Annotated in this window: 24 protein-coding genes; 14 read left to right on the top strand and 10 right to left on the bottom strand. The window is 64.0% G+C overall.

The genetic code is table 11. The features are described from left to right. Positions 1 to 5: 5 nt before the first annotated feature. The 6 genes from SO180_RS06220 to SO180_RS06195 form a co-directional block, all read right to left on the bottom strand. Complete coding sequence (locus tag SO180_RS06220; protein ID WP_449377940.1) at positions 6 to 812, bottom strand: ABC transporter permease subunit; 807 nt, start codon at positions 810 to 812, stop codon at positions 6 to 8. Further along, positions 809 to 1,987: an FMNH2-dependent alkanesulfonate monooxygenase gene (ssuD, locus tag SO180_RS06215; RefSeq protein ID WP_449377939.1), complete on the bottom strand. Its 1,179-nt coding sequence runs from the start codon at positions 1,985 to 1,987 to the stop codon at positions 809 to 811. Before ssuD ends, SO180_RS06220 begins: the two co-directional genes overlap by 4 nt. Further along, positions 1,984 to 2,937 carry a sulfonate ABC transporter substrate-binding protein gene (locus tag SO180_RS06210; RefSeq protein WP_449377938.1) on the bottom strand — a complete coding sequence of 318 codons (954 nt, stop codon included), beginning with the start codon at positions 2,935 to 2,937 and terminating at the stop codon, positions 1,984 to 1,986. The genes ssuD and SO180_RS06210 overlap by 4 nt, the downstream gene beginning before the upstream one ends. 37 nt (positions 2,938 to 2,974) lie before the next feature. After that, on the bottom strand, positions 2,975 to 3,925 hold the full coding sequence (locus SO180_RS06205) for a sulfonate ABC transporter substrate-binding protein (protein WP_449377937.1): 951 nt from the start codon (positions 3,923 to 3,925) through the stop codon (positions 2,975 to 2,977). A 215-nt stretch (positions 3,926 to 4,140) separates the two neighbouring features. Continuing rightward, positions 4,141 to 5,307, bottom strand: a complete 1,167-nt coding sequence (locus tag SO180_RS06200) for a cytochrome P450 (RefSeq protein WP_449377936.1) — start codon at positions 5,305 to 5,307, stop codon at positions 4,141 to 4,143. Between the two features lie 235 nt (positions 5,308 to 5,542). Beyond that, positions 5,543 to 6,751, bottom strand: coding sequence for an LLM class flavin-dependent oxidoreductase (locus SO180_RS06195; RefSeq protein WP_449377935.1), 1,209 nt, complete (start codon positions 6,749 to 6,751; stop codon positions 5,543 to 5,545). Positions 6,752 to 7,023: 272 nt separating this feature from the next. On the opposite strand from SO180_RS06195, the gene napE reads away from it, so the two are divergent. The 6 genes from napE to SO180_RS06165 all read left to right on the top strand — a co-directional run bounded on the left by napE (position 7,024) and on the right by SO180_RS06165 (position 12,523). Continuing rightward, entirely contained in the window at positions 7,024 to 7,206 is a 183-nt protein-coding gene (gene napE / locus SO180_RS06190; protein WP_027523184.1) for a periplasmic nitrate reductase, NapE protein, read from the top strand. Between the two features lie 25 nt (positions 7,207 to 7,231). After that, positions 7,232 to 7,546, top strand: coding sequence for a chaperone NapD (locus SO180_RS06185; RefSeq protein ID WP_449377934.1), 315 nt, complete (start codon positions 7,232 to 7,234; stop codon positions 7,544 to 7,546). Between the two features lie 30 nt (positions 7,547 to 7,576). Beyond that, on the top strand, positions 7,577 to 10,081 hold the full coding sequence (gene napA / locus SO180_RS06180; protein ID WP_449377933.1) for a nitrate reductase catalytic subunit NapA: 2,505 nt from the start codon (positions 7,577 to 7,579) through the stop codon (positions 10,079 to 10,081). Positions 10,082 to 10,083: 2 nt separating this feature from the next. Then, entirely contained in the window at positions 10,084 to 10,554 is a 471-nt protein-coding gene (locus SO180_RS06175; protein ID WP_449377932.1) for a nitrate reductase cytochrome c-type subunit, read from the top strand. After that, positions 10,551 to 11,216, top strand: coding sequence for a NapC/NirT family cytochrome c (locus tag SO180_RS06170; protein ID WP_449377931.1), 666 nt, complete (start codon positions 10,551 to 10,553; stop codon positions 11,214 to 11,216). Before SO180_RS06175 ends, SO180_RS06170 begins: the two co-directional genes overlap by 4 nt. Positions 11,217 to 11,407: 191 nt before the next feature. Next, the gene (locus SO180_RS06165; RefSeq protein ID WP_449377930.1) at positions 11,408 to 12,523 is read left to right on the top strand and encodes an ATP-dependent DNA helicase; all 1,116 of its coding nucleotides are present in this window, start codon (positions 11,408 to 11,410) and stop codon (positions 12,521 to 12,523) included. A 108-nt stretch (positions 12,524 to 12,631) separates the two neighbouring features. On the opposite strand, the gene SO180_RS06160 is transcribed toward SO180_RS06165, so the two are convergent. Next, positions 12,632 to 14,317, bottom strand: a complete 1,686-nt coding sequence (locus SO180_RS06160) for a caspase family protein (RefSeq protein WP_449377929.1) — start codon at positions 14,315 to 14,317, stop codon at positions 12,632 to 12,634. A gap of 244 nt (positions 14,318 to 14,561) precedes the next feature. On the opposite strand from SO180_RS06160, the gene msrA reads away from it, so the two are divergent. The 4 genes from msrA (at position 14,562) to SO180_RS06140 (ending at position 16,480) form a co-directional block, all read left to right on the top strand. Continuing rightward, positions 14,562 to 15,272: a peptide-methionine (S)-S-oxide reductase MsrA gene (gene msrA / locus SO180_RS06155; protein ID WP_449377928.1), complete on the top strand. Its 711-nt coding sequence runs from the start codon at positions 14,562 to 14,564 to the stop codon at positions 15,270 to 15,272. A gap of 30 nt (positions 15,273 to 15,302) precedes the next feature. Beyond that, complete coding sequence (gene msrB / locus SO180_RS06150) at positions 15,303 to 15,722, top strand: peptide-methionine (R)-S-oxide reductase MsrB (protein ID WP_449377927.1); 420 nt, start codon at positions 15,303 to 15,305, stop codon at positions 15,720 to 15,722. Positions 15,723 to 15,827: 105 nt separating this feature from the next. Continuing rightward, a complete protein-coding gene (locus tag SO180_RS06145) occupies positions 15,828 to 15,992 on the top strand; it encodes a DUF3309 family protein (protein WP_080586674.1) in 165 nt (54 codons plus the stop codon). A gap of 200 nt (positions 15,993 to 16,192) precedes the next feature. After that, on the top strand, positions 16,193 to 16,480 hold the full coding sequence (locus SO180_RS06140) for a hypothetical protein (RefSeq protein ID WP_449377926.1): 288 nt from the start codon (positions 16,193 to 16,195) through the stop codon (positions 16,478 to 16,480). 63 nt (positions 16,481 to 16,543) lie between these two features. On the opposite strand, the gene SO180_RS06135 is transcribed toward SO180_RS06140, so the two are convergent. Continuing rightward, positions 16,544 to 17,083 (bottom strand): DUF4112 domain-containing protein, encoded by a 540-nt coding sequence (locus SO180_RS06135; protein ID WP_449377925.1) that lies wholly within the window; start codon positions 17,081 to 17,083, stop codon positions 16,544 to 16,546. A 79-nt stretch (positions 17,084 to 17,162) separates the two neighbouring features. Beyond that, positions 17,163 to 17,588, bottom strand: coding sequence for a DUF5413 family protein (locus tag SO180_RS06130; RefSeq protein WP_449377924.1), 426 nt, complete (start codon positions 17,586 to 17,588; stop codon positions 17,163 to 17,165). A 146-nt stretch (positions 17,589 to 17,734) separates the two neighbouring features. Here SO180_RS06130 and SO180_RS06125 point away from each other — a divergent pair, with 146 nt between their 5' ends. The 4 genes from SO180_RS06125 to SO180_RS06110 all read left to right on the top strand — a co-directional run bounded on the left by SO180_RS06125 (position 17,735) and on the right by SO180_RS06110 (position 20,258). Beyond that, the gene (locus SO180_RS06125; RefSeq protein WP_449377923.1) at positions 17,735 to 17,977 is read left to right on the top strand and encodes a hypothetical protein; all 243 of its coding nucleotides are present in this window, start codon (positions 17,735 to 17,737) and stop codon (positions 17,975 to 17,977) included. A gap of 156 nt (positions 17,978 to 18,133) precedes the next feature. Then, positions 18,134 to 18,340, top strand: a complete 207-nt coding sequence (locus SO180_RS06120) for a hypothetical protein (RefSeq protein ID WP_449377922.1) — start codon at positions 18,134 to 18,136, stop codon at positions 18,338 to 18,340. Positions 18,341 to 18,594: 254 nt separating this feature from the next. Then, entirely contained in the window at positions 18,595 to 18,867 is a 273-nt protein-coding gene (locus SO180_RS06115; RefSeq protein ID WP_449377921.1) for a hypothetical protein, read from the top strand. 86 nt (positions 18,868 to 18,953) lie between these two features. Next, positions 18,954 to 20,258 (top strand): Vgb family protein, encoded by a 1,305-nt coding sequence (locus SO180_RS06110; protein ID WP_449377920.1) that lies wholly within the window; start codon positions 18,954 to 18,956, stop codon positions 20,256 to 20,258. Positions 20,259 to 20,390: 132 nt separating this feature from the next. Here the strand turns inward: SO180_RS06110 and SO180_RS06105 are convergent, their stop codons facing one another. After that, positions 20,391 to 22,022 (bottom strand): hypothetical protein, encoded by a 1,632-nt coding sequence (locus SO180_RS06105; protein WP_449377919.1) that lies wholly within the window; start codon positions 22,020 to 22,022, stop codon positions 20,391 to 20,393. Positions 22,023 to 22,041: the final 19 nt, after the last annotated feature.

The following is a 22,041-nucleotide window of genomic DNA, read 5'->3' as shown; positions in this document are numbered from 1 at the left end:
CGGTCTCAATGTTTCTGGAAGGCGGGGTGCCAGGCGAGCGTCAGGCGCTCGAGAACGCGCGAGGCGCTGTCGGCGAGCTTGCCGAGCAACGCGTAGATCAGGATCGACAGCACGACGACGTCGATCAGCATGAACTCGCGCGCCTGCATCGCCATGTAGCCGAGGCCGGAGGACGCCGCGATGGTCTCGGCGACGATCAGCGTCAGCCACATGATGCCGAGCGCGAAGCGGATGCCGACGAAGATCGAGGGCAGAGCGCCCGGAAAGATCACGCGGCGGAACAGCTCGCCGTCGCTCATGCCGTAGATACGGCCCATTTCGATGAGCTGCGGATCGACGGTGCGAATGCCATGCAGCGTGTTGAGGTAAATCGGGAAGAACACGCCGAGCGCCACCAGGAACAGCTTTGCGCTCTCGTCGATGCCGAACCACAGGATGACGAGCGGGATCAGCGCCAGATGTGGCACGTTGCGTACCATCTGAAGCGTCGTGTCGGTCAGCTTTGCCGAAAGCTGCGAAAGACCGTTGGCCAAACCAAAGGCAAAGCCGATGCTGCCACCGATCAGAAAGCCGATCGAGGCCCGCCAGAAGCTGACCCAGATGTTGCGCACGAGCTCGCCGGAGAGCAGCAGCTTCCAGCCCGCGAGCGCAACATCGCTCGGTGCCGGCAGCACCCGTGTCGGCACGAGACCGGCAACGCAGGCGATCTGCCAGACGACGATGATGGCGAGCGGCACGATCCACTGGATCAGGCCGTCGGCGCGCGGCAGGCGGACGCTGCGCGGAAGGGAAATACTGTCGATAAGGCTCATGACTGCGACACCTGCTTCTGCGGGCGGAAATCGCTGCCGACGGTCTCGCCGAACGGACCGCCATTGAAGTGAAGCTTCGTCACGTTGCTCGGCAGCTCGAGCGAGAGCAGCGGGAACACCAGCTCGGCGAAGCGATAGGCTTCCTCCAGATGCGGATAACCCGACAGGATGAAGGTATCGATGCCGAGATCCTGGTATTCCTTGATGCGGGCCGCCACGGTCTGGGCGTCACCGACCAGAGCCGTTCCAGCGCCGCCGCGCACGAGACCTACACCGGCCCAGAGGTTCGGGCTGATCTCGAGCTCGTCGCGCCTGCCGCCATGCAGCTGCGCCATGCGCTGCTGGCCGACCGAATCCATGCGCGCAAAGTTCTTCTGCGCCAGCGCAATGGTCTCGTCGCTGACATGCTTGATCAGCTCGTTGGCAGCCTGCCAGGCCTCTTCATTGGTCTCGCGGACGATGACATGCAAACGGATGCCGAAGGAAAGTTTTCGCCCGCGTAGCGCCGCAACCTCCCTCACCTTGGCGATCTTCTCTGCGACCTGCGCCGGCGGCTCGCCCCAGGTGAGGTATTTGTCGACGGCGTCGACGGCGACATCGATGCCGGCATCCGACGAGCCGCCGAAATAAAGCGGCGGATGGGGCGACTGAACCGGGTGGAACAGCAGCTTGCCATCCTCGATGTGGATGTGCTTGCCCTCGACATTTACGGTCTTGCCGGCAAGCAGGTCACTATAGACGTTGAGGAACTCGCGGGTGACCTCATAGCGCTCGTCATGGGCGAGAAAGATGCCATCGCCCTTGTTCTCGACGGGATCGCCGCCGGTGACGACGTTGACCAGGAGCCGGCCGTTGGTGACGCGGTCGAGCGTCGCGGTCATGCGCGCGGCAACGCTCGGCGATTGCAGACCCGGCCTGACAGCCACGAGATAGCGCAGCCGCTCGGTGAACGGGGCAACCGCCGAGGCCACAATCCAGGAATCCTCGCAAGATCGTCCCGTCGGCAGCAGCACGCCGTAGTAGCCGAGCTGGTCAGCCGCCTGTGCGATCTGGCGCAGGTAGTTGAAATTCACCTCGCGGCCGCCGATGCCGGTGCCGAGATAGCGGCCGTCACCGTGGGTCGGCAGGAACCAGAGTATGTTGGCGTTACCTTGCTTGCTCTTGACCTTGCTCACGTTCCTGGCCTCCGCGCCACGTCGGAAATCTTGATTGCTTTGGGGATCAGGTTGAGCGCGAAAAACGCGTCCGCAACCTGCTGCTGATCGGCGATCACAGAGTCGGTGATCGGCTTGATGCCGTAGGACTGGCGCTTGAGCGCGACCTCGACCACCGGCACCGACAATCCAATCGACGGCGCCAATTGCTCGGCGACCGCGTGAATGTCGCCCTTGGCCCAGTCATCGACCGCGCGCAGCTCATCGAGCACGGCGTCGACGATCTTTGGATTGGCCTCGATGAACTTCTTCGAGGAGAAATAGAACTGATAGTTCGCCACGATGTTGGTGCCGTCGGCGAGCGTCCGCGCACCGGTCGCGGCTTCGGCGGCCGACTGGAACGGATCCCAGATCACCCAGGCATCGACCGAACCGCGCTCGAAGGCGGCGCGGGCATCAGCGGGTGCCAGGAACACCGGCTCGATCTCGGAATATTTGACACCGGCCTTCTCCAGCGCCTTGACCAGGAGATAGTGGACGTTGGAGCCCTTGTTGAGCGCGACCTTCTTGCCCTTGAGATCGGCGACCGATTTCAGCGGACTATCCTTCGGCACCAGGATCGCCTCGCCTTTGGGCGCCGGCGGCTCATAGGCGACATACTGGATCGGCGCACCGGCGGCCTGCGCGAAGATCGGCGGGGCTTCGCCGGTGTTGCCGAAATCGATCGCGCCGACATTGAGCGCTTCGAGCAGCGGCGGGCCGGACGGGAATTCCGTCCACACCACTTTGTAGCCTTCCGCCGCGAGCTTCGGCTCCAGCGTGCCTTTGCTCTTCAGGAGCACCAGCTTGCCGTATTTCTGGTAGCCGATGCGAACGACCTTGTCCTGGCCGTAGGATGTCCCGACAGCAGCCGCCACGATGCCGAGCGACAGGACGATGGCCGCGATCACACGTTGAACGATACGCCTCATGTTCGAACCTTTAGAAATGGGAAGGCTGGTCGGCACGTCAGGCTGCCGTGTTGCGCCAGACGATGTCCCTGATCACGATGGGCTTCGGGATCAGGCCGAGCTTGTAGAAGCGATCGGCGACACCCTGCTGGGTCGCGACGATATCGTCGGTGACGGGGCCGATCACGAAATTCGCGCGGTCGGCCGCGACGGCCTGGATGTCCAGCGGGACGCCGGTGATCGCGGCCAGCGACCTAGCGACCTCGTCGCGGTGCTGTTCGGCCCATTGACCGGTGGCGGTCGTCACGTCGACGATCTGTTGCAGGATCGGACCGTGGTTCTTCGCGAACTCGCGGTTGGCGATGTAGAACGAGTTGGTCTTAGTGACCTCGCGCGCATTGATCAGGATGCGGCCGTTCTGCTTGGTCTCGCCGATCGCAAAATAAGGATCCCAGATTGCCCAGGCCTCGATGCTGCCATTGGCAAAGGCGGGACCGGCATCCGGCGGCGTCAGATAAACCGGTGTGATGTCGGCGTAGGTCAGGCCGGCCTTCTCCAGCGTCTGCACAACGACGTTGTGGGCGCTGGAGCCCTTGGTGAAGCCAACGCGCTTCCCCTTCAAGTCAGCGATGGAGCGGATCGACGAATCCTTCGGCACCAGAATGCCCTGGCCGTTGGTGATGGGCTGGCCGGCGGCATAGACGATTGCCGCTCCGGCCGCCTGCGCGAACACCGGCGGGGAATCGCCGACGGCGCCGTAATCGACGCTGCCGACATTCATCGCCTCCATCATCGGCGGCCCCGAGGAGAATTCCACCCATTTCACGTCGATGCCTTGCGGAGCGAAATGTTTTTCCAAGGTCGCCCGCTGGCGCGTGATAACCAGCACGCCGGTCTTCTGGTAGCCGATACGAATTTCCTTCACCGCGCCTTGCGCGCTGGCGCGTGAGGCGAACGCAGCGGCGGCCACCGTTCCAACCGATAATTTGAGAAAGTCCCGACGCTGCATACCAAGCTCCCGGCCGCCTGCGGCCGTCATTCATCCATGTTTGGAGAATGATGGTGCGGGCCGCGAAAGCTGTCGAGAAGGCCGAGAAAATAGCGATGCGCGCACTGCTGCCTTGGCAATGCGCATGATTAATCTTTCAAACGGCGAAGCGAATGAGGATGGAATTTTTCTGCACGCGAATGTGAGGCTGCCGCTTCCTGAGGCAGTCTCACGCGCTAGTTCCAGCGCACCGGCAGATTCAGAAGACCGCGGAACGCCCAGCCGCCGATCCGAACCGGCTCGTCATCGGCGATCTCGAGTCGCCTGACACGCGCAAACACCGTCGGCAGTGCGACATCCGCAATCATGGCGCGCGAAGCCCAGGCGCCGGCGCAGAAATGCGGGCCGGCGCCGAAGGCGACGCTCTTCGATGTGTCGCGCCGCACGTCGAACTGATCGGCGTGCTCAAAATGCTTCTCGTCGCGGTTGGCCGAGCCGAACATCAGGAACACGCGCTCATTGGCCTCGAACGAGACGTCGCGGATGGTCCACGGCTTTGCAATTCGGCGCGGCGACATGCCGATCGGCGAAATCCAGCGGGCATATTCCTCAAAGGCCTGGAGCCAGGACACTTCGCCGCGCCGGACGAGGTCGAACTGGTCGCGATGGGTGAGAAGCGCCCAGACGGTGCCGGCGATGGCCTTGCGCGGCTCGTTCTGGCCACCGGAGATCGCCAGCTTGACGTTGGCGCGCACGCTCTGCATCGGCATGCCGGACGCGACCATCACGCCCAACAAGCTCTGGTCCGGATTTTTCTGCATGACCGGCAGCATGTCGTCGATCGCCGCGTCGATGCCGGCGGTCGCCGCATGGCAGCGTGCTTCCACGGCGGGATCGCCGGCATAATTTGCAATGCCATCGATCATCGCCTGCGACCAGGCGTCCATCTCGACAAAGTCGATATTGGTGAGGCCGGTGATCGATTTCAGGCATTCGCCGGAGAACGGCAGCGCGAACTCACGCATGAAATCGATCCGCGTGCCCGGCTCGAGGCCACCGACGATGCGATCGGCGTGAGCCTGGAACTGCGCGGTCCAGTGCGCCTTCACCGTTTTCGGCGAGACCGCCGGAAACAGCGCGCGGCGCTCGACCTGGTGCGCCTCGCCGTCCTTGCGCATCATGTTGTGGCCCATCAGCCTGTTCATGAGCCCCTCGGGCTGGTGCGAGGAGAACACGTCGATCTGCTTCTCGGAGATCGAGATGTCGTCGCGACTCACGAGCAGCGTCGAGCCGAGCTGCGGCACGAAGGCGATCGGCGCCTCCTTGCGCATTTTCGCAAGCATCGGATAGGGATCCTGCCAGAACGAGGCAGGGTCGATGTCGATGCGCGGCGCGGTGCTCAAGCTTGTTTCCTCGGGATTCTTGTTTGCCTCTCTCGGAGGATATAAGGGCTCCGTACCGGAAGCCAGCCGTTCCAATGCCACATGGGTCCCGGCTCTGCGCAGCAGCGTTGCACGCTGCAGCGCGTCCGGGACAAGAGAGGAAGCGTGTTGTTGGACAGTCTCGTGCCCCGGACGCAGCGCAGCGTAAAACGGTGCGCTGCTGAGCCGGAGCCTAGGCCACAAAACGTTGAGCACCCTACCCCGCCGCCACCGCCGTCGCCGGCGCGACGTTGATCGCGAGCTTGCCGTAGCGGTCAGTGAAGGCCTGCGTGTCGATCTCCTCGAGCTCGATCTCGCCGCTCATTACGCCCTTCTTCCAGGCCTCCTGCTCCGGATCATTCTGGAACTCCGGCATCACCTCACGCGCGAAGAGGTCCAGCGATTCGCAGATGTGCTCATGGCTGTTCTTGCCAGCCTGATTGAGCAGGATCACCTGGTCGATACGGGAGGTGCGGAAGCGCCGCAGCTTTTTCCGGATCGTTTCGGGCGAGCCGATCAGGCCGCCGCGCAGCGCGGCCTCCTGCGCTTCCGGATTATCGCGCTTCCATCTGTTGTACTCGTCCCACATGTCGACCGTGCCGGGCGCCGGCCGCTGGCGGTTTTGCGAGGCGCCGTAGAAGCGCAGCGCGAACTGGAAGAAGGTGGCGCCATCGGCCCGCGCACGCGCCTCTTCGTCGGTCTTCGCGCACATGAAGAACGACACCAGCGCCATGTTCGGGTTGATCTCGTAGTCTGCCAATTTGTGCAGCCGCTTGGTCATCGCGTTGTAATAGGCATGCACCCAGGCGTGCGCGGCATCCGCGCTGACGAACTGGAAGCCGAGCGCGCCAAAGCCGTGACGGCCGGCGCGCTCGATGGTCGGAAGCTGCGAGCAGGCCATCCACAGCGGCGGGTGCGGTTTCTGCACCGGCTTCGGCACGACGTTGCGCAGGGGCATGTCGAAATACTTGCCGTGATGCTCGCAGCCACTATCCTTGAACATCGGGAAGATCGCGCGCACCGCCTCCTCGAAGATCTCCTTCTTGGTCTCCATGTCGCGACCGAACGGCTCGAGCTCGGTGATGGAGGCGCTTTCGCCCATGCCGAACTCGCAGCGGCCGTTACTGAGGAGATCAAGCACCGCGACGCGCTCGGCGACGCGCGCGGGATGGTTGGTGGTGAGCTGGAGGATGCCGTGGCCGAGCCGGATATTCTGGGTGCGCTGGCTCGCGGCGGCGAGGAAGGATTCCGGCGACGGCGAGTGGGAGTATTCTTCGAGGAAGTGATGCTCGACCACCCAGGCGTGGTCGTAGCCGAGGCGATCGGCGAGTTCCATCTGCGTCAGGGCATTCTGGTAGAGCCGGAGCTCGTCGCCCGCCACCCACGGACGCGGCAATTGCAGCTCATAGAAGATGCCGAACTTCATGACCCCTCTCCCGAGATTGTTTTTATTGCGAGCATTTTATTGAGCGGGACCGGACTGTCCATGGCGGCCCAATTCCGCCGGACGGGAGGACAAAAATATCGAAAACAACCCCATGCAAAGTAGCCGACAGCTTCCCGTCGCGGCCGTGCGGCCAAGTGCCCGCAGACGCGAACCGTTGATTCAGATCAAGGTGATCTGCCGCCCGATACCTATGGTTCGTCGAGGTAACGGCCCGGAAGCCGTCCAATTCCTAAATTTCAGAGAGACCGAATATGTCGGCCCCTGACGACACGACTGGGCGCGTGCGCCGCAAGCGCATGGAGATCTTTGCGTTCCTGTTCCTGACCGCGGTTGTGATGCCCGCCCTCGCGGTCGGAACGGTCGGCAGCTACGGGCTCGCCGTGTGGATCTACCAGATGTTCGCAGGCCCTCCCGGCCCGCCTCCCCCACATTGAAACCCCGCAGCGAAAGACCGAGATCATGGCCCAAGCCACACTCAATCGCCGCGCATTGATCACCGGCAGGGTGCTCAGCGCCGAACGCATCATCCCGCCGCCTGGAGGCGAGATCGCAAGCATTCTGGTGCAGGCGCGGCCGGAGCGTCTCGCCGACGTCGAGGCTGCGATCGCCGCGTTGCCCGGTTGCGAAATCCACGGCCGCGACGCGCGCGGCAAGCTCGTCGTCGTTGTCGAGGCGCCGGATGCCGGCAGGCTCGGCACCATGCTCAACGACATCCAGTCCATGCCGCACGTCTATTCGGCGGCGCTCGTCTTTCACGCCATCGAAACTGCCTGAGACCGCGTCCTTGACGCCGGGAGAACCGTTATGACCTCACCGAAGATCGACCGCCGCCAGATGCTGAAGCTGGAGGCCGCCGCGATCGCAGCGGCCGCCGCGGGCATGCCGGCGCCGGCGCTCGCCGCAAACCTCGTCACCGAGCGTGACGGCAGCGAATTGAAATGGGACAAGGCCGCCTGCCGCTTCTGCGGCACCGGCTGCTCCGTCATGGTCGCGACCAAGGACAACCGCGTGGTCGCCACCCACGGCGACATCAAGGCCGAGGTCAATCGCGGCCTCAACTGCGTCAAGGGCTACTTCCTCTCCAAGATCATGTACGGCCATGATCGCCTGACGCAGCCGATGCTGCGCAAGACGAACGGCAAATACGACAAGGACGGCGAGTTCACGCCCGTGTCGTGGGACGAAGCCTTCGACATCATGGCCGAGAAGTGGAAGGACGCGCTGAAGAAGCGCGGGCCCAGCGGCGTCGGCATGTTCGGCTCCGGGCAGTGGACGATCTGGGAAGGCTACGCGGCCTCGAAACTCTACAAGGCCGGCTTCCGAAGCAACAACATCGATCCCAATGCGCGCCACTGCATGGCTTCGGCGGTTGCCGGCATGATGCGCACCTTCGGCATCGACGAGCCGGCCGGTTGCTATGACGACATCGAGGCCACCGACGCCTTCGTGCTGTGGGGCTCCAACATGGCGGAAATGCACCCGATCCTGTGGACGCGGCTGACCGACCGCCGCCTCTCCGCACCACATGTCCGCGTCGCCGTGCTCTCGACCTTCGAGCACCGCTCGTTCGACCTTGCCGATATCGGCATGGTGTTCGTGCCGCAGACCGATCTCTACATCCTCAACGCGATCGCCAACCACATCATCAAGACCGGTCGCGTCAACAAGGATTTCGTCACTGCGCATACCATCTTCAGGCGCGGGCAGACCGACATTGGCTATGGCCTGCGGCCCGATCATCCCCTTCAGAAGAAGGCGACCGGCGCGGCGAAGGCCAACGACTCCACCGACATGAGCTACGAGGAGTTCGCAAAATTCGTGTCGGACTACACGCTGGAGAAAGCCGCAAAGATGTCCGGCGTGCCACTCAATCGGCTCGAGGCGCTCGCCGAGCTCTACGCCGATCCCAAGACCAAAGTGGTCTCGTTCTGGACCATGGGCTTCAACCAGCACACCCGCGGCGTCTGGGCCAACAATCTCGTCTACAACATTCACCTCTTGACCGGAAAGATCGCCTCGCCCGGCAACAGCCCGTTCTCGCTGACTGGCCAGCCATCAGCCTGCGGCACCGCACGCGAGGTCGGCACCTTCTCGCATCGCCTGCCGGCCGACATGGTCGTGACCAACAAGGAGCATCGCGACAAGACAGAGCACATCTGGCTCCTGCCCGAGGGTACCATCCCCGACAAGCCCGGCTATCACGCCGTGCTGCAGAGCCGGATGCTGAAAGACGGCCTGCTCAACGCCTACTGGGTGCAGGTCAACAACAACCTGCAAGCGGGACCCAACATCAATGAGGAAACCTATCCGGGCTTCCGCAACCCCGACAATTTCATCGTGGTCTCGGATGCCTACCCGACCGTGACGGCGCTCGCGGCCGACCTCATCCTGCCGACGGCGATGTGGGTTGAGAAGGAAGGCGCCTACGGCAACGCCGAGCGGCGCACGCAGTTCTGGCACCAGCTCGTCTCGGCTCCCGGCGAATCCAAATCCGATCTCTGGCAGCTCATGGAATTCTCCAAACGCTTCAAGATCGAGGAGGTCTGGCCCGAGGAGCTGATCGCCAAGAAGCAGGAATATCGCGGCAAGACGCTGTTCGACGTGCTGTACAAGAACGGGCAAGTCGACAAATTCCCGACCTCGGAGATCGAGGAGGGCTACGCCAACGACGAGTCCAAGGCGTTCGGCTTCTACGTGCAGAAGGGGTTGTTCGAGGAGTATGCCGCCTTCGGCCGCGGCCATGGTCACGACCTTGCGCCGTTCGAAAGCTATCACCGCGAGCGCGGCCTGCGCTGGCCCGTCGTCAACGGCCAGGAGACCAAATGGCGTTTCCGCGAGGGCAGCGATCCCTATGTGAAGCAGGGCACGGACGTGCAGTTCTACGGCTACCCCGACGGCAAGGCGCGCATCTTCGCGCTGCCTTTCGAGCCGGCGGCGGAGTCGCCGGACAATGACTATCCGTACTGGCTCTCGACCGGCCGCGTATTGGAGCACTGGCATTCCGGCACCATGACGCGCCGCGTGCCCGAGCTCTACAAGGCCTTCCCGGAGGCTGTCTGCTTCATGCATCCCGACGACGCGCAGGACGCAAAGCTGCGCCGCGGCGACGAAGTGAAGGTCGTGTCCCGCCGCGGTTACATCCGCGCCCGCGTCGAGACGCGTGGCCGCGACCGGCCGCCGCGCGGGCTGGTGTTCGTACCCTGGTTCGACGAGTCCAAGCTGATCAACAAGGTGACGCTGGACGCCACCGACCCGATCTCGCTGCAAAGCGACTTCAAGAAATGCGCCGTGCGCATCGAGCGGGTGTGACCATGATGAAACGATCCGGTATCGTCCTTCTGGCGCTCGCCATTGCCGCGGGCGCGAGCTCGCTGACCGCGCAGACGGTGACCTCGGGCCTGCGCGGGCCGACCCCGCTCAACGACGAAGGGCCGGCGCCGCCGATGCTGCCGAACCGCAACACCTCCGAGAGGGAGGCACGCAACTATCCGGAGCAGCCGCCGGTGATCCCGCATTCGATCGACGGCTACCAGATCGACCTCAACAGCAACAAGTGCCTGTCTTGCCATGCGCGCTCGCGCACGGCGGAATCACAGGCACCGATGGTCTCGATCACGCACTTCATGGACCGTGACGGTCAGTTCCTGGCCTCGATCTCGCCTCGGCGCTTCTTCTGCACGGAATGCCACGTTCCACAGAACAGCGCCACGCCGCCTGTAAGCAACGACTTCACTGACATCGACACGCTGCTCTCGCGTTCAAGCCCGGGTGGCCGCAGATGACGACGACCACCGACGACCCTAATGTAGACCCCAATACAGATCCGAAGGCCAAGCGCGGCTTTCTCGCCCGAAGCTGGGATTTCGCGCTCGAGCTGTGCGGCACGCTGACGCGGCCGAGCACGGTGTTCGCGTTGGGAACGCTGGTGCTCGCGGGCTTCGTGGCCGGCGTCATCTTCTGGGGCGGCTTCAACACCGCGCTGGAGCTGACCAACACCGAAAAATTCTGCACGGGTTGCCACGAGATGAAGGACAACGTCTACGCCGAGCTGAAATCGACCATTCACTTCAGCAACCGCTCCGGCGTGCGCGCCACCTGCCCGGACTGCCACGTCCCGCACAACTGGACCGACAAGATCGCGCGCAAGATGCAGGCCTCCAAGGAAGTCTGGGGCAAGATTTTCGGCACGATCGACACCCGCGAGAAATTCCTCGACCACCGGCTCGAGCTCGCGGCGCATGAATGGGCGCGCTTCAAGGCCAATGACTCCCTGGAATGCCGCAACTGCCACAGCGCCGATTCCATGGACATCACCAAGCAGTCGCCGCGGGCCTCCGTCGCGCATCAGCGCTTCCTGTTCACGGGCGAGAAGACCTGCATCGACTGCCACAAGGGCATCGCCCACCACCTGCCCGACATGCGCGGCGTTCCCGGCTGGCAATAGGGCAAAGCGCGATGTCATCGCGCTTTAGTCGTTGTTTGAGCATGATCTCCGCGCAAACGCGTTCCGCGTTTGTCGCGAGGGAAAACCGCTGCGCACTTTTCCGGATCATGTGCTGCCGCTTGAACCGGCGGGGGGAATGGTTAGTTTTGGGGACGGCGAATCGATCATTTTCGCCCTTACTCAAGACGAAAATGCCGACATTTACCCCGCATCAGGACGCCGCCCTCAACGCCGTTGCCGACTGGCTCAAGGCAAAGCCCGGCCGCAACGGCACGCCGCCGATCTTCCGCCTGTTCGGCTTTGCCGGAACCGGCAAGACCACGCTGGCGCGGCACATCGCGGACGGTGTCGACGGCGAGGTCAAGTTTGCCGCCTTCACCGGCAAGGCGGCGCTCGTCATGCGCAACAAGGGTTGCGACAACGCCTCCACCATCCACTCGCTGATCTACCGCGCCCGAGAATCCGGCGAGGAGCAGCCGAGCTTCGAGCTGTGGGACGATGCGCCGGCCTCGAAGGCGAAGCTGATCGTGATCGACGAATGCTCGATGGTCGATGCCGAATTGGGCCGCGACCTGATGTCGTTCGATTGTCCCTTGCTGGTGCTCGGGGATCCCGCACAGTTGCCGCCGATCCAGGGCGGCGGCTTCTTCACCAATACCGAGCCCGACGCGATGCTGACCGAGGTACATCGCCAGGCGCAGGACGATCCGATCGTGCGGATGTCGATGGACATCCGCGAGGGCCGCGAGCTCGAAATCGGCCGCTATGGCGAGAGCGAGGTCGTCTCGCGCAAGGAGCTCGATCCTGACCGCGTCATGAGCGCCGACCAGGTCCTGGTCGGCCGCAACAACACCCGCCGCGCCTACAACATGCGCGTGCGCCAGCGCCAGAATATCGAGGACCAGTTTCCGGTCGCGGGCGACAAGCTTGTGTGCCTGCGCAACAACCGCAAGAAGGGCCTGTTCAACGGCGGCCTGTGGCGTGTGAAATCGCGCAACACCTCGCGCTCGAAGTCGCGCATCCTCAGCATGCGGCTGTCGCCAGACGAGGACTTCGGTCACAAGGTGACGAAGGTCTCGGTTCGCGCCGACTGCTTCGAGGGCGGGGTCGAGCAGATCGCCTGGGAGCAGCGCAAGCCCTATGACGAGTTCGACTACGGCTACGTGCTGACCGTGCACAAGTCGCAGGGCTCGCAATGGGACGACGTCGTGCTGTTCGACGAGAGCTTCGCGTTCCAGGACAGCCGCGCGAGGTGGCTGTACACGGGGATCACCAGGGCGGCGAAACGGCTGAGCGTGGTGGTGTGATCCAAGGGTGGGCAAAGGTGCGAAGCGCCGTGCCCACCATCTATCCAATTTCGCGGAGAGATGGTGGGCACGCTTCGCTTTGCCCACCCTACGAAATCCGCGCTCCCATCACTTCCCCGCCACGAAGTAAAAATCCTCGCTGCCCGGCGGGGAGCCGTAGGTGAAGGGTTGCTGCACGTGCTTGGTCTGGAGCCAGACGTCGTCGCGGACGATGTCGAACAGCTTGCGGACCTCGACATTCGGCTGCCGCACGTCGCGGGCGAGCGCGAGCGCGAACGGGCTGTCATTGCCATCGCCGTCCATCGCGGTCTCGCCATGCTTGGCGGCGTAGACCACCATGAAGCCAAGGGAAGGCTCGATGTTGGAAAATCCCTTGTCGACCAACTTGAGCGCCAGCGTGTGCTGCATGGTCGGCGCGAAGGGATTGTCGCGACAGGCGTCGAGGATCACGAGCCGCAGCTTGTGCGCGCCACCGACTGCCGCGATCACCTGCTCCAGCGCCACGGCTTCCGTCTCCGCGTCCTTGTCGACCGCGAGTCTTGCATCGACCGGCACGAGATAGTTGACGCCGCCGATCTCGAAGCCATGGCCGGCATAGTAGACCACGGCCCAATCCGCCTTCTCCGCATCGGCCGCGAAGCTGCGCAGCGTCTCGAAGAACTGGTCCCGGGAAAGATCAGTCGAGATCGTGACGGCCTGGAAGCCGACGTCGCGTAGCGCGCTGGCGATCAGCTTGGCGTCGCGCGGCGGATTGGAGAGCGCATGAACGTTGCGGTAGGCGCCGTTGCCGATCACCAGCGCCACCCGGCGCAGCGTTGAGCGCGTCGAAGGCGTCTTGGGTTCGAGCACGGCCAGGCGGCTCCGCGCGCCGGTGCGCGCCAGCGCGACGTCGATCTCGTCGAACGGGGTGAGCGCGAAGGCGGCAGCGCGGTAGTCGGCGCGCGCCTGCGCGAGATCCTGCTTGCGCTCGAACACCTGGCCGCGGCCGGCATGGGCGCGGACGTTGTTCGGATTCATCTCGAGGATGGCGTTGTAATCCTTCAGCGCGGAGTCGAGGTCGCCCTTGGCGACGTAGGCATCGGCGCGATTGGCGAGCGCATACTGGCTCTTCGGCTGCTTCTCCAAAATGCCGTTGCAATCGGCGAGCGCCTCGTCAAAGCGCCGCATCGCGGCAAAGGTCACGCAGCGATGGTTGGGAATCTGCAGCGCATTCGGATCGATCTTCTGCGCATCGGCAAAGTCGGCGAGAGCGCCGTCATAATTCTTCAAGAAGGTCCGCGTCCGCGCGCGGTTGGTGTGACCGACCAGCAGATTGGGCGTGTATTTGATCGCGAGGTTGAAATCGTCGAGCGCGCTCTGGAGCGCGCCCTTGCGCAAGTACAGCGTGCCGCGGTCATTATACGCGCCGCCATAGTTGGGGCGCTTCTGGAGGGCGAGATTGTAGTCGGCCATCGCCAGGTCGTCCTGGCCCTTGCGCTGGTGGGCCTGGGCCTGGCCGTCGAGCGCGACCATGTTGTCGGGATCGGCCTCGCGCGCCGCGGCGAACGCTTCGAGGGCATGGTCGAAGTCGCGCTTGTTCAGCAGCGAGAAGCCCCGCACGGTCAGCGCAACTGACTTGTCCTTCCCAGCCACACGATCCGAGCTGAGCAGGTTTTCGCAGGCCGCGAACCGCGCCGGCAAGTCGAGCTTGCGCTCGCGGCAAGTCTCGAGATCATCGCCAAGCTGGGGGTCGGCCAGAACGGCTGGAGCAGATGACAGCAGGACGAGAAGGATTAGGGAAACAAAGCGCAGCATCTTCGTCGAACAAGCTCCAGCGCCACTCATTCTATGTCGGTACTTCAAGGGAGGGGTTCATCCCGGCCGGGTTTTCCCCGTTCCGGCGACGCTAGCATGCCTTCTTCACGGGCTCGTGTCTGGCAGAGCGTAACATCCGGCCCGTCCGCCCGTATTTTGGGAAGGCCCGGATGCGGGACCTGGCGGGCTGTTCGCCCGGCCCCAACCACCCTAGACTGTCGCACCGACCGAACGAGGATCCGCCATGAGCCGCCCCACCTTCCACTCTCTTCCCGTCCTCGCCGTCACCGCCGCGCTGACGCTGGCCTTCGCCGCGCCCTCACGGGCTGCGGAAGATGCCGTGGTGATCCCCGCCCCCACTGTTGACGCTGCGGCCGCAAGCGGTATCCAGACCGCGGTTGTTGCCGGCGGATGCTTCTGGGGCGTGCAGGGCGTGTTCCAGCACACTGCCGGCGTCGTCAACGCGGTCTCCGGCTATGCCGGCGGCACCAAGGCGACGGCCGACTATCACACCGTCTCGTCGGGCACGACGGGGCACGCGGAGTCGGTCGAGATCAAATACGATCCGAAGAAGATCTCCTACGGCAAGATCCTCCAGATCTTCTTCTCGGTCGTGCACGATCCGACCCAGCTCAACCGCCAGGGTCCCGACACCGGCACGCAATATCGCTCGGCGATCTTCACCACCTCCGACGAGCAGAAGAAGATCGCGGACGCCTATGTCGCGCAGCTCAATGCGGCCAAGGTCTTCGGCAAGCCGATCGTGACCAAGATCGGCGCGCTGGAAGCATTCTACCCGGCGGAAGGCTATCACCAGGACTATCTGACGCTGCACCCAAACCAGCCCTACATCGCCTACAACGACATCCCGAAGGTCGAAAACCTGAAAAAGCTGTTCGGGGATAACTATATCGAGAAGCCGACGCTGGTCAGCGCCAGCAAGGTCACCAACTGATTGCAAAATCACCAGCTAAACGGGAGATCCATGCCCGACACCAAGACACCCACGAACGAAACCAAGGTCATCAAGAGCGAGGAGCAGTGGCGGCGCGAGCTCACGCCGATGCAGTATGCGGTACTCCGCGAAAAAGCGACCGAGCGTCCCTTCTCGGGCGAATACGAGCACGACCACCGCGCTGGCACTTACGTCTGCGCCGGCTGCGGCAACGTGTTGTTTGAGTCCGATGCCAAGTTCGATTCCGGCTGCGGCTGGCCAAGCTTCACGCAAGCCGCGGCCGAGAGCCATATCGACGAGGAGACGGACCAAAGCCACGGCATGATCCGCACCGAGGTGCTGTGCTCCAAATGCAGCGGCCATCTCGGCCATGTCTTCCCCGACGGCCCGGCGCCGACGGGCCTGCGCTACTGCATCAACTCGGCGGCGCTGAAGCTCAAGCCCAGATAATGGCAAGAGCCGGGTTCCAGCGTGGAACCCGGCGGCCGGCTGTGCTTTTCTCTTCTGACGGTGCGGCCGGAGGATGCATTCCGGAGGACCGCCAGGGAGGACGCCATGACCCTCGGAACCATTCTGATCATTCTCGTGATCATTTACCTGCTGGGCGGCATGTCCGGCCGGTTTGGTGGCTATGGCTATGGCATGGGCCATTCCGGCATGGGGATTGGCGGCGTGGTTCTGGTGGTGCTGATCGTGCTGCTGCTTCTTGGCAAGCTGTAAACCACATAAGGCATTGAATTAAATAGACTTATTTCCATCGCGGGGCTGCCATGCGCGGATTCACGATCTCCGTTCGCAGGGGTCGCATTTCCGTCAAATCGGCTTATATTAGAGGGCGAAAAGGACATGGCCGCCTGGTTGCGGCCCTCGCTCACAAACCCCACACGCCGAAACCGAAGAAGATCACGAGGTCTTTGACCATGCGTCCACTGCGTCCGTTCAACTTCAACACCTCCGCCGAGCTTTTCCCCGCCGCGATCCGCAAGAAGAAGCGTGCGGGCTTCACCTATCGGCGGTTTGGCACCGCGGCCGAAGCCGTGCGCTTTGCGATCGAGGAATTGCCGACGGACTCGCTGAACGGCGCCTACCTGCAGGTCGAGGAAGCTCGCTTCGACCAGAACGGCATCCGCTCTCTCTATGAGAGCGAGTCGTTCCCGCTGCCGCGCCGCCGCAAGCCGGCCGCGAACACCGACGCCGACGCGGCGTAAGCTTTTTTCATCCTCCGATGCGCAATGAGCGCGGTAGCCGAAAGGTTACCGCGCTTTTCGCGTTTAACGCGGCTGCTTGTCCAGCCAGCGGCGCAACAGGCGGACGTTACGCATGTTGGCGCGGAACATGACGTCGAACGCATCGCCCGCGAATGGCACCATGCCGACCACGCCGTCGACCGCGACATTGCCGAGCATCCGCGCCGTAATGTACCAGGGCGCGCCCAGCGCGCGGGCCTCTCGCACCAGCCACAGCGAGATCGCCGTGGTGATGATGTCGCCGATGACGGGAATCAGGCCGATCAGACCGTCGATGCCGTAGCGGATATTGGTGCCGGGCATGATGAAGGCGACATCAAGCAGCTTTGCGATCGCCTCGAACCGCGCCAGCCGCTGCTCGCGCGTCAGCTTGCCGAAGGGATTGGCGCTACCGAACTCGAAACCGAATTGGCGAAAACCCTCTCCAAGCGTCTCGGGGCGGATCTCGCGGCCGTCCTGATCGATGATCGGCCCACGCGCCTCATCACCCGAGAAGGCCGCGCGCGAGGTCCTCCCCGAACGGGGACGGCGCGTTGCAAGAATATCGTCGTCAGACATCGTCATTGGTTGAGCGTCATCGCTTGAGGCAAACGCGCATGGCTCGCTTCGGTTGCTGCACCGCGCCCAAACGCCGCCCCTGCTTTCAGGTCGGCGCCGGAGCCGGTTGCGGCTCTTCGACATACTTATGCACGAGCCAGGACGAAATCACGCTCGGCACGAAACCGACGAGGCCGTAGAGAACCCATTGCACCGCGCCGGTGTCAGCCCCGCGCGAGCCATAGGTGATGGCGGCGAGGATGAACGCGAACAGGCCGACCAGCAGCATGCGCAGCACGGGCCCGATCCGCTTGACGTGAAACAGGATGTCGTCGACCGCACCGATCATCAACGACGGCAGGAAGCCGAACAGATAGCTGTATTGCAGGGTCTTGAAGAACACCACGAACAGCTTGCCGACCTCGCCCCAGTTGGTCTGGGTCCAATAGCCGGACTGGTAGGTCGTCGTCAGCAGCAGCAGGAATCCACCGACAAACGGACCCACCAGCGCAAAAACCAGATAGCGTTTCATCAAGCACCCCTCACCTTAAGTCCCGCCCGTTATAGCAGCGCCTCGAGAAGCTTGGATAGCCGGATGGGACGGCCGGGGAACAAGTGGCAGCCAGCCGGGTTCTGTGAACGGATCATGTGTGCCCTTTCACGAGATTGGATTTGGCCATGCGTTGGATGACCCTTTTCCTGGCGACGATCACGCTCACCGCATTCGGTCTCGCAAGCCTGCCCGCGCTCGCACAAGGCCATGCCGGAACCCCGGGGGAGCAGCAGGCCTGCTCGCGCGACGCCGAACGCCTGTGCCGCAAGGATCTCGGCAATGACGGCGCGGTCCAGTCCTGCCTCCAGGCCAACCGCGCCAGGCTGTCGCGTTCCTGCCGCAAGGTGTTCGAGAGCCACGGCATGTGAGGCGCTTGCGGCGCCCTCGAGCATGATCCGGACCCGAAGGGCCGCGTTAGCGCAAAGTGTGAAGCGGCTTTCCGGAAAGATCATGCGCAAACAATAACCTAAAGCGCGACGACCATTCATCCGGACCTCATCGCGCTTTGAGACGGAGATGCCACCATGCTGCGCGATGAACAACTCGCGATCCTCAAGGACATCAGCCAGTCCATCGCGTTCGCGGACGACCGCCATGGCGAGATCGAGGAACTCATCATCGAAGGCTACGTCATGAAGGACGGAGACCTGTTCGAGCTGACGCCCAAAGGTGTCACGGCGATCGAGGAGCGTGCTGCCGCTCTCGCCGATGCGCCCTCGACTAACGCGTGAGGCGACTGTTGCCGTGACGAACGCGCAACAATTGTGAAATCGTTCACGCGAACCATTGAAGCTTCGCGACATTCGCGCATAATCCGAATCGGGGCGGCGCAGCACTTTCGATTCGAAATCTCAAGCGTAATCGAGCAACCACACCGGGGGCATCTCCCCGCGTGCTGGATCTGACGTGCGGCAGCGCAAGCCGCGTGCGGCGCCTCCAATACACAAGCGGCCGACACCGCCAAAACCTTGGGGATGCATCTCACATGTTTAGTTACCGGATCGGGAAGATCGCCACTCTTGCCGCCATTGCCGCAACTGTCACCGTGCTTCACGTCACACCCTGCTTCGCCTTCTCCTCCGAGGCGCAACAGATGTGCACCGGCGACGCCATGCGATTGTGCGCCAACGAAATCCCCGACATCTCGCGGGTCACTGCCTGCATGGTCCGCAACAAGCACCATGTCAGCCCGGGCTGCCGCGCCGTGATGGACCGCGAGGCCGCTGCCGCGCGCAAGCGGGAAGCTGCCGCGAACTGATCCATCGCGCGCACTGCAAGTTGAGCGGCGTCCTGCCGTGATCGACGCTATGCTGCGGCCCGGCCAAGAGAGCTGGAGCAACAGACATGGCGAGGATTTTGGCGAGGTTTTTGGCGAGGATTTCGGCGAGGATCCTGATCGCGGGTGGCTGGCGGCAACCCCTTATCCCCGCGAGCACAGCCGCCCTGCTGGCACTGGCGCCTTGCGCGGCGCCCGCCCAGCAGGTCGGCATCAACCTTCCGGATGGCCCCGGTAAGAGCACCGTCGTCGGCATCTGCGGCTCCTGCCATGACATCAGCCGGCTCACGGCGGGCTACACGCCCGACGGCTGGCACACTGTGATCCGCATGATGCAGAATTTTGGCGCGCCGATCCCGCCCGAGGAAGTCGCCGGGATCACTGACTATCTCATTAAGAGCTTTCCCGAACGGCCGCGTCCCGCAGCAGTGCTGATCGCCGGCGACACGCAGATCGATATCAAGGAGTGGCCGGTCGCAACCGAAGGCTCGCGGCCGCACGATCCCCTCGCCGCCCACGACGGATCGGTGTGGTACTCGGGCCAACTGGCCAACGTGCTCGGCCGCCTCGATCCCGCCACCGGCGCGATCCGCGAATACAAGCTCAATCCGCAGACCGGCCCGCACGGGCTGAAGGAAGACAAGGACGGCAACATCTGGTTCACCGGCAATTTCGCCGGGTTGATCGGCCGGCTCGATCCAAGGACCGGCGACGTGAAGGAGTATCGGCTGCCGGATGCGTCGGCCAGGGATCCGCACACGCTCGTCTTCGACCATGACGGCATCATCTGGTTCACCGTGCAGGCCGGCAACAAGGTCGGCCGCCTCGATCCCGCAAGCGGCGAGATCAAACTCGTCACGCCGCCGACGGCAAATGCGCGGCCCTACGGCATCGTGGTGAATGCGAAGAACACCGTCTGGTTCGTCGAGTTCGGCGCGCCGAAGATCGCGACCATCGATTCGAAGACCATGGAGATCCGCGAGTACCTGCTGCCGGATGCAGCCGCCCGGCCGCGCCGCCTCGCCGTCGGTTCCGACGATGCGATCTGGTATGTCGATTTCGCTCGCGGCTTTCTCGGCCGGCTCGATCCGGCGACGGGCTCGGTGAAGGAATGGGCTTCACCGAGCGGGCCAAAGTCACAGCCCTACGGCATCGTCTTCACCAAGGGCGCGATCTGGTACAGCGAGTCTGCTGCCAAACCCAACACCATCGTCCGCTTCGATCCCCAAAGCGAAAAATTCCAGAGCTGGGCGATCCCCGGCGGCGGCGACATCGTCCGCAACATGGACATCGACCGCAACGGCAACCCGGTGATGGCCAACAGTCTCGTCAACAAGGTCGGCGTGATCGAGGTGGGTGGAACCACACACTGATGTCGTCGTTCACAGGCGCGACGAAAGTCGCGAACCCGGAATCCATCTCACCATTCAACGCGCTGCCAAATGAATTTCAGGACCTGCGCGCTTCTCGCGCATCCCGGAATGACGGCGGCAGGGATGGGAGACCTACTCTCCCCACGCCGCGAACGCGTCGTTGAAGGCGCGCTCACCGGGAGCGCCTTTCTCGATGGCGATGATGGCGCGGCGCTGGTTGGTGTAGACCAACGGCACGTCGAACCAGGAGCGCTCCTTCAGGAGCTGGACGTTGCGCGCGCGGTCGGCATCGACGTTGGAAAGCCCGACCAGGAAGAAGCCGTCGGTGACCTTGACGGCGAGGCCCGCGAGCGGCGTGCCGCGTGCCTGCTCGTTCGATTTCATCAGGATGCCAGGCACGTTGGCGACACCTCCACCGGGGAAGTCCGGCGGCAGGATGAAGGTCAGTTCCGCGGTGTGGCTCGCCGGCAGCGATGAATCGGTGTTCCTGCGGAACGACATCGTCATCTTGAACTTGCGGTCGGGGATTTCGATGTCGGCGCGCACGGCGACGTCAGCCTTCTGGTTGCCCGAGGCCTTGATCGGCTCGGTCCGCCAGACCACGGAGCCGACATATTGCTTGCCCTTGGGATCGGACGGATCCTCGTCATAGAGCACGACCTTCTGCGCCACCGGCGCGGCCGGCTGCTCGGTCGACGAGGGCTGGCCGACGCGATCCGGAATCTTCGGCTTTGGCGCCGGCTGCGACGCATCCTTCGGCGCCTCCACGACCTGCGTCTGGGACGGCTTGAACAGACCGCTCACGGTCTGCAACGCCTGCTTGCCCCAGAGGATGCCGGCGCCGACCAGGATCAGCACGATGCCGACGGCGATCGCGCTCTTGAACGGGAAGGCGGAGCCGGAGCGGCGCTTCTTGGTGTCGCGGTCGAGGACGGGGATGTGCGGGCGCGGTGCCGCCGGCCGGGGCGCATAGCGCTCAGCCTCCTCGATCGACTCGTCATAGGAATACGGGGCGTCCGGCGGTTCGCCGCCGCGGTTCTCCAGATTCGGCTCGAGCCGGTCGAACTCAGGCGAGGGCGACGGCACGTTGGCGTAGGTCCGGCGCGCCGCGCGGTTGGCTTGCGCCGCGGCGCGGCCCAGGTCGTCGGCATCCGCGGTGATGTCGCGAAAGCCGCGGACGCCCGGCGCCTGCGGCGGCAGTGACGGCGGCGGTGGGGCGCCTTCAGGCGGACGGCGCGAGGCGGAACGATCGCGCGCTGCCGGCGGCTCCGGCATTGGCGGCGGAGGCGGTGCCTGCGGACGAGAAGGACGGGCCTGACGCTGGGCGTCGCGGTCCCCGAGCTCGTCCCCAACAAGCGGAGGTCGGTCGTTGCGCGACGGCGGCGGCGCGGGGGGACGCGCGGCGCGCGGGGCCGGCGACGAGGCCGAAGGCGGCGCGGCCGGCGGAGTGCCTTCGGTGGCGCGGGCGCTGGCCCGGCGGAAGGCATCGCCACTGCCACTGCCGCTGCCGGTGCGGGAGCCTCCGCCGGGACGCGCGGCCTCGCGGGCGCGCTGGGCGGCTTCCGATTCGACCTTGCGGACGGCCTCTTCGAGCGACAACCGTTCGCGGGTGATCTCGGATTCGGAGAGCGGCGGCTGCACGCTGCGGAGCTGCGCGATCAGCGCCGTGCGCGCCCGTTCATAGAGCGCGCGGCGGCTTTCGCCGGGAGCGTTAGGATCCAGGGCGGCAATAGCGCGGGCGATCAGCGGATAGTAATCAGCCATTTCAACTCAACTATGCGCC

The sequence above is a fragment of the Bradyrhizobium sp. UFLA05-112 genome (assembly GCF_053572325.1).
This window is presented reverse-complemented; position numbering and strand designations above follow the sequence as displayed.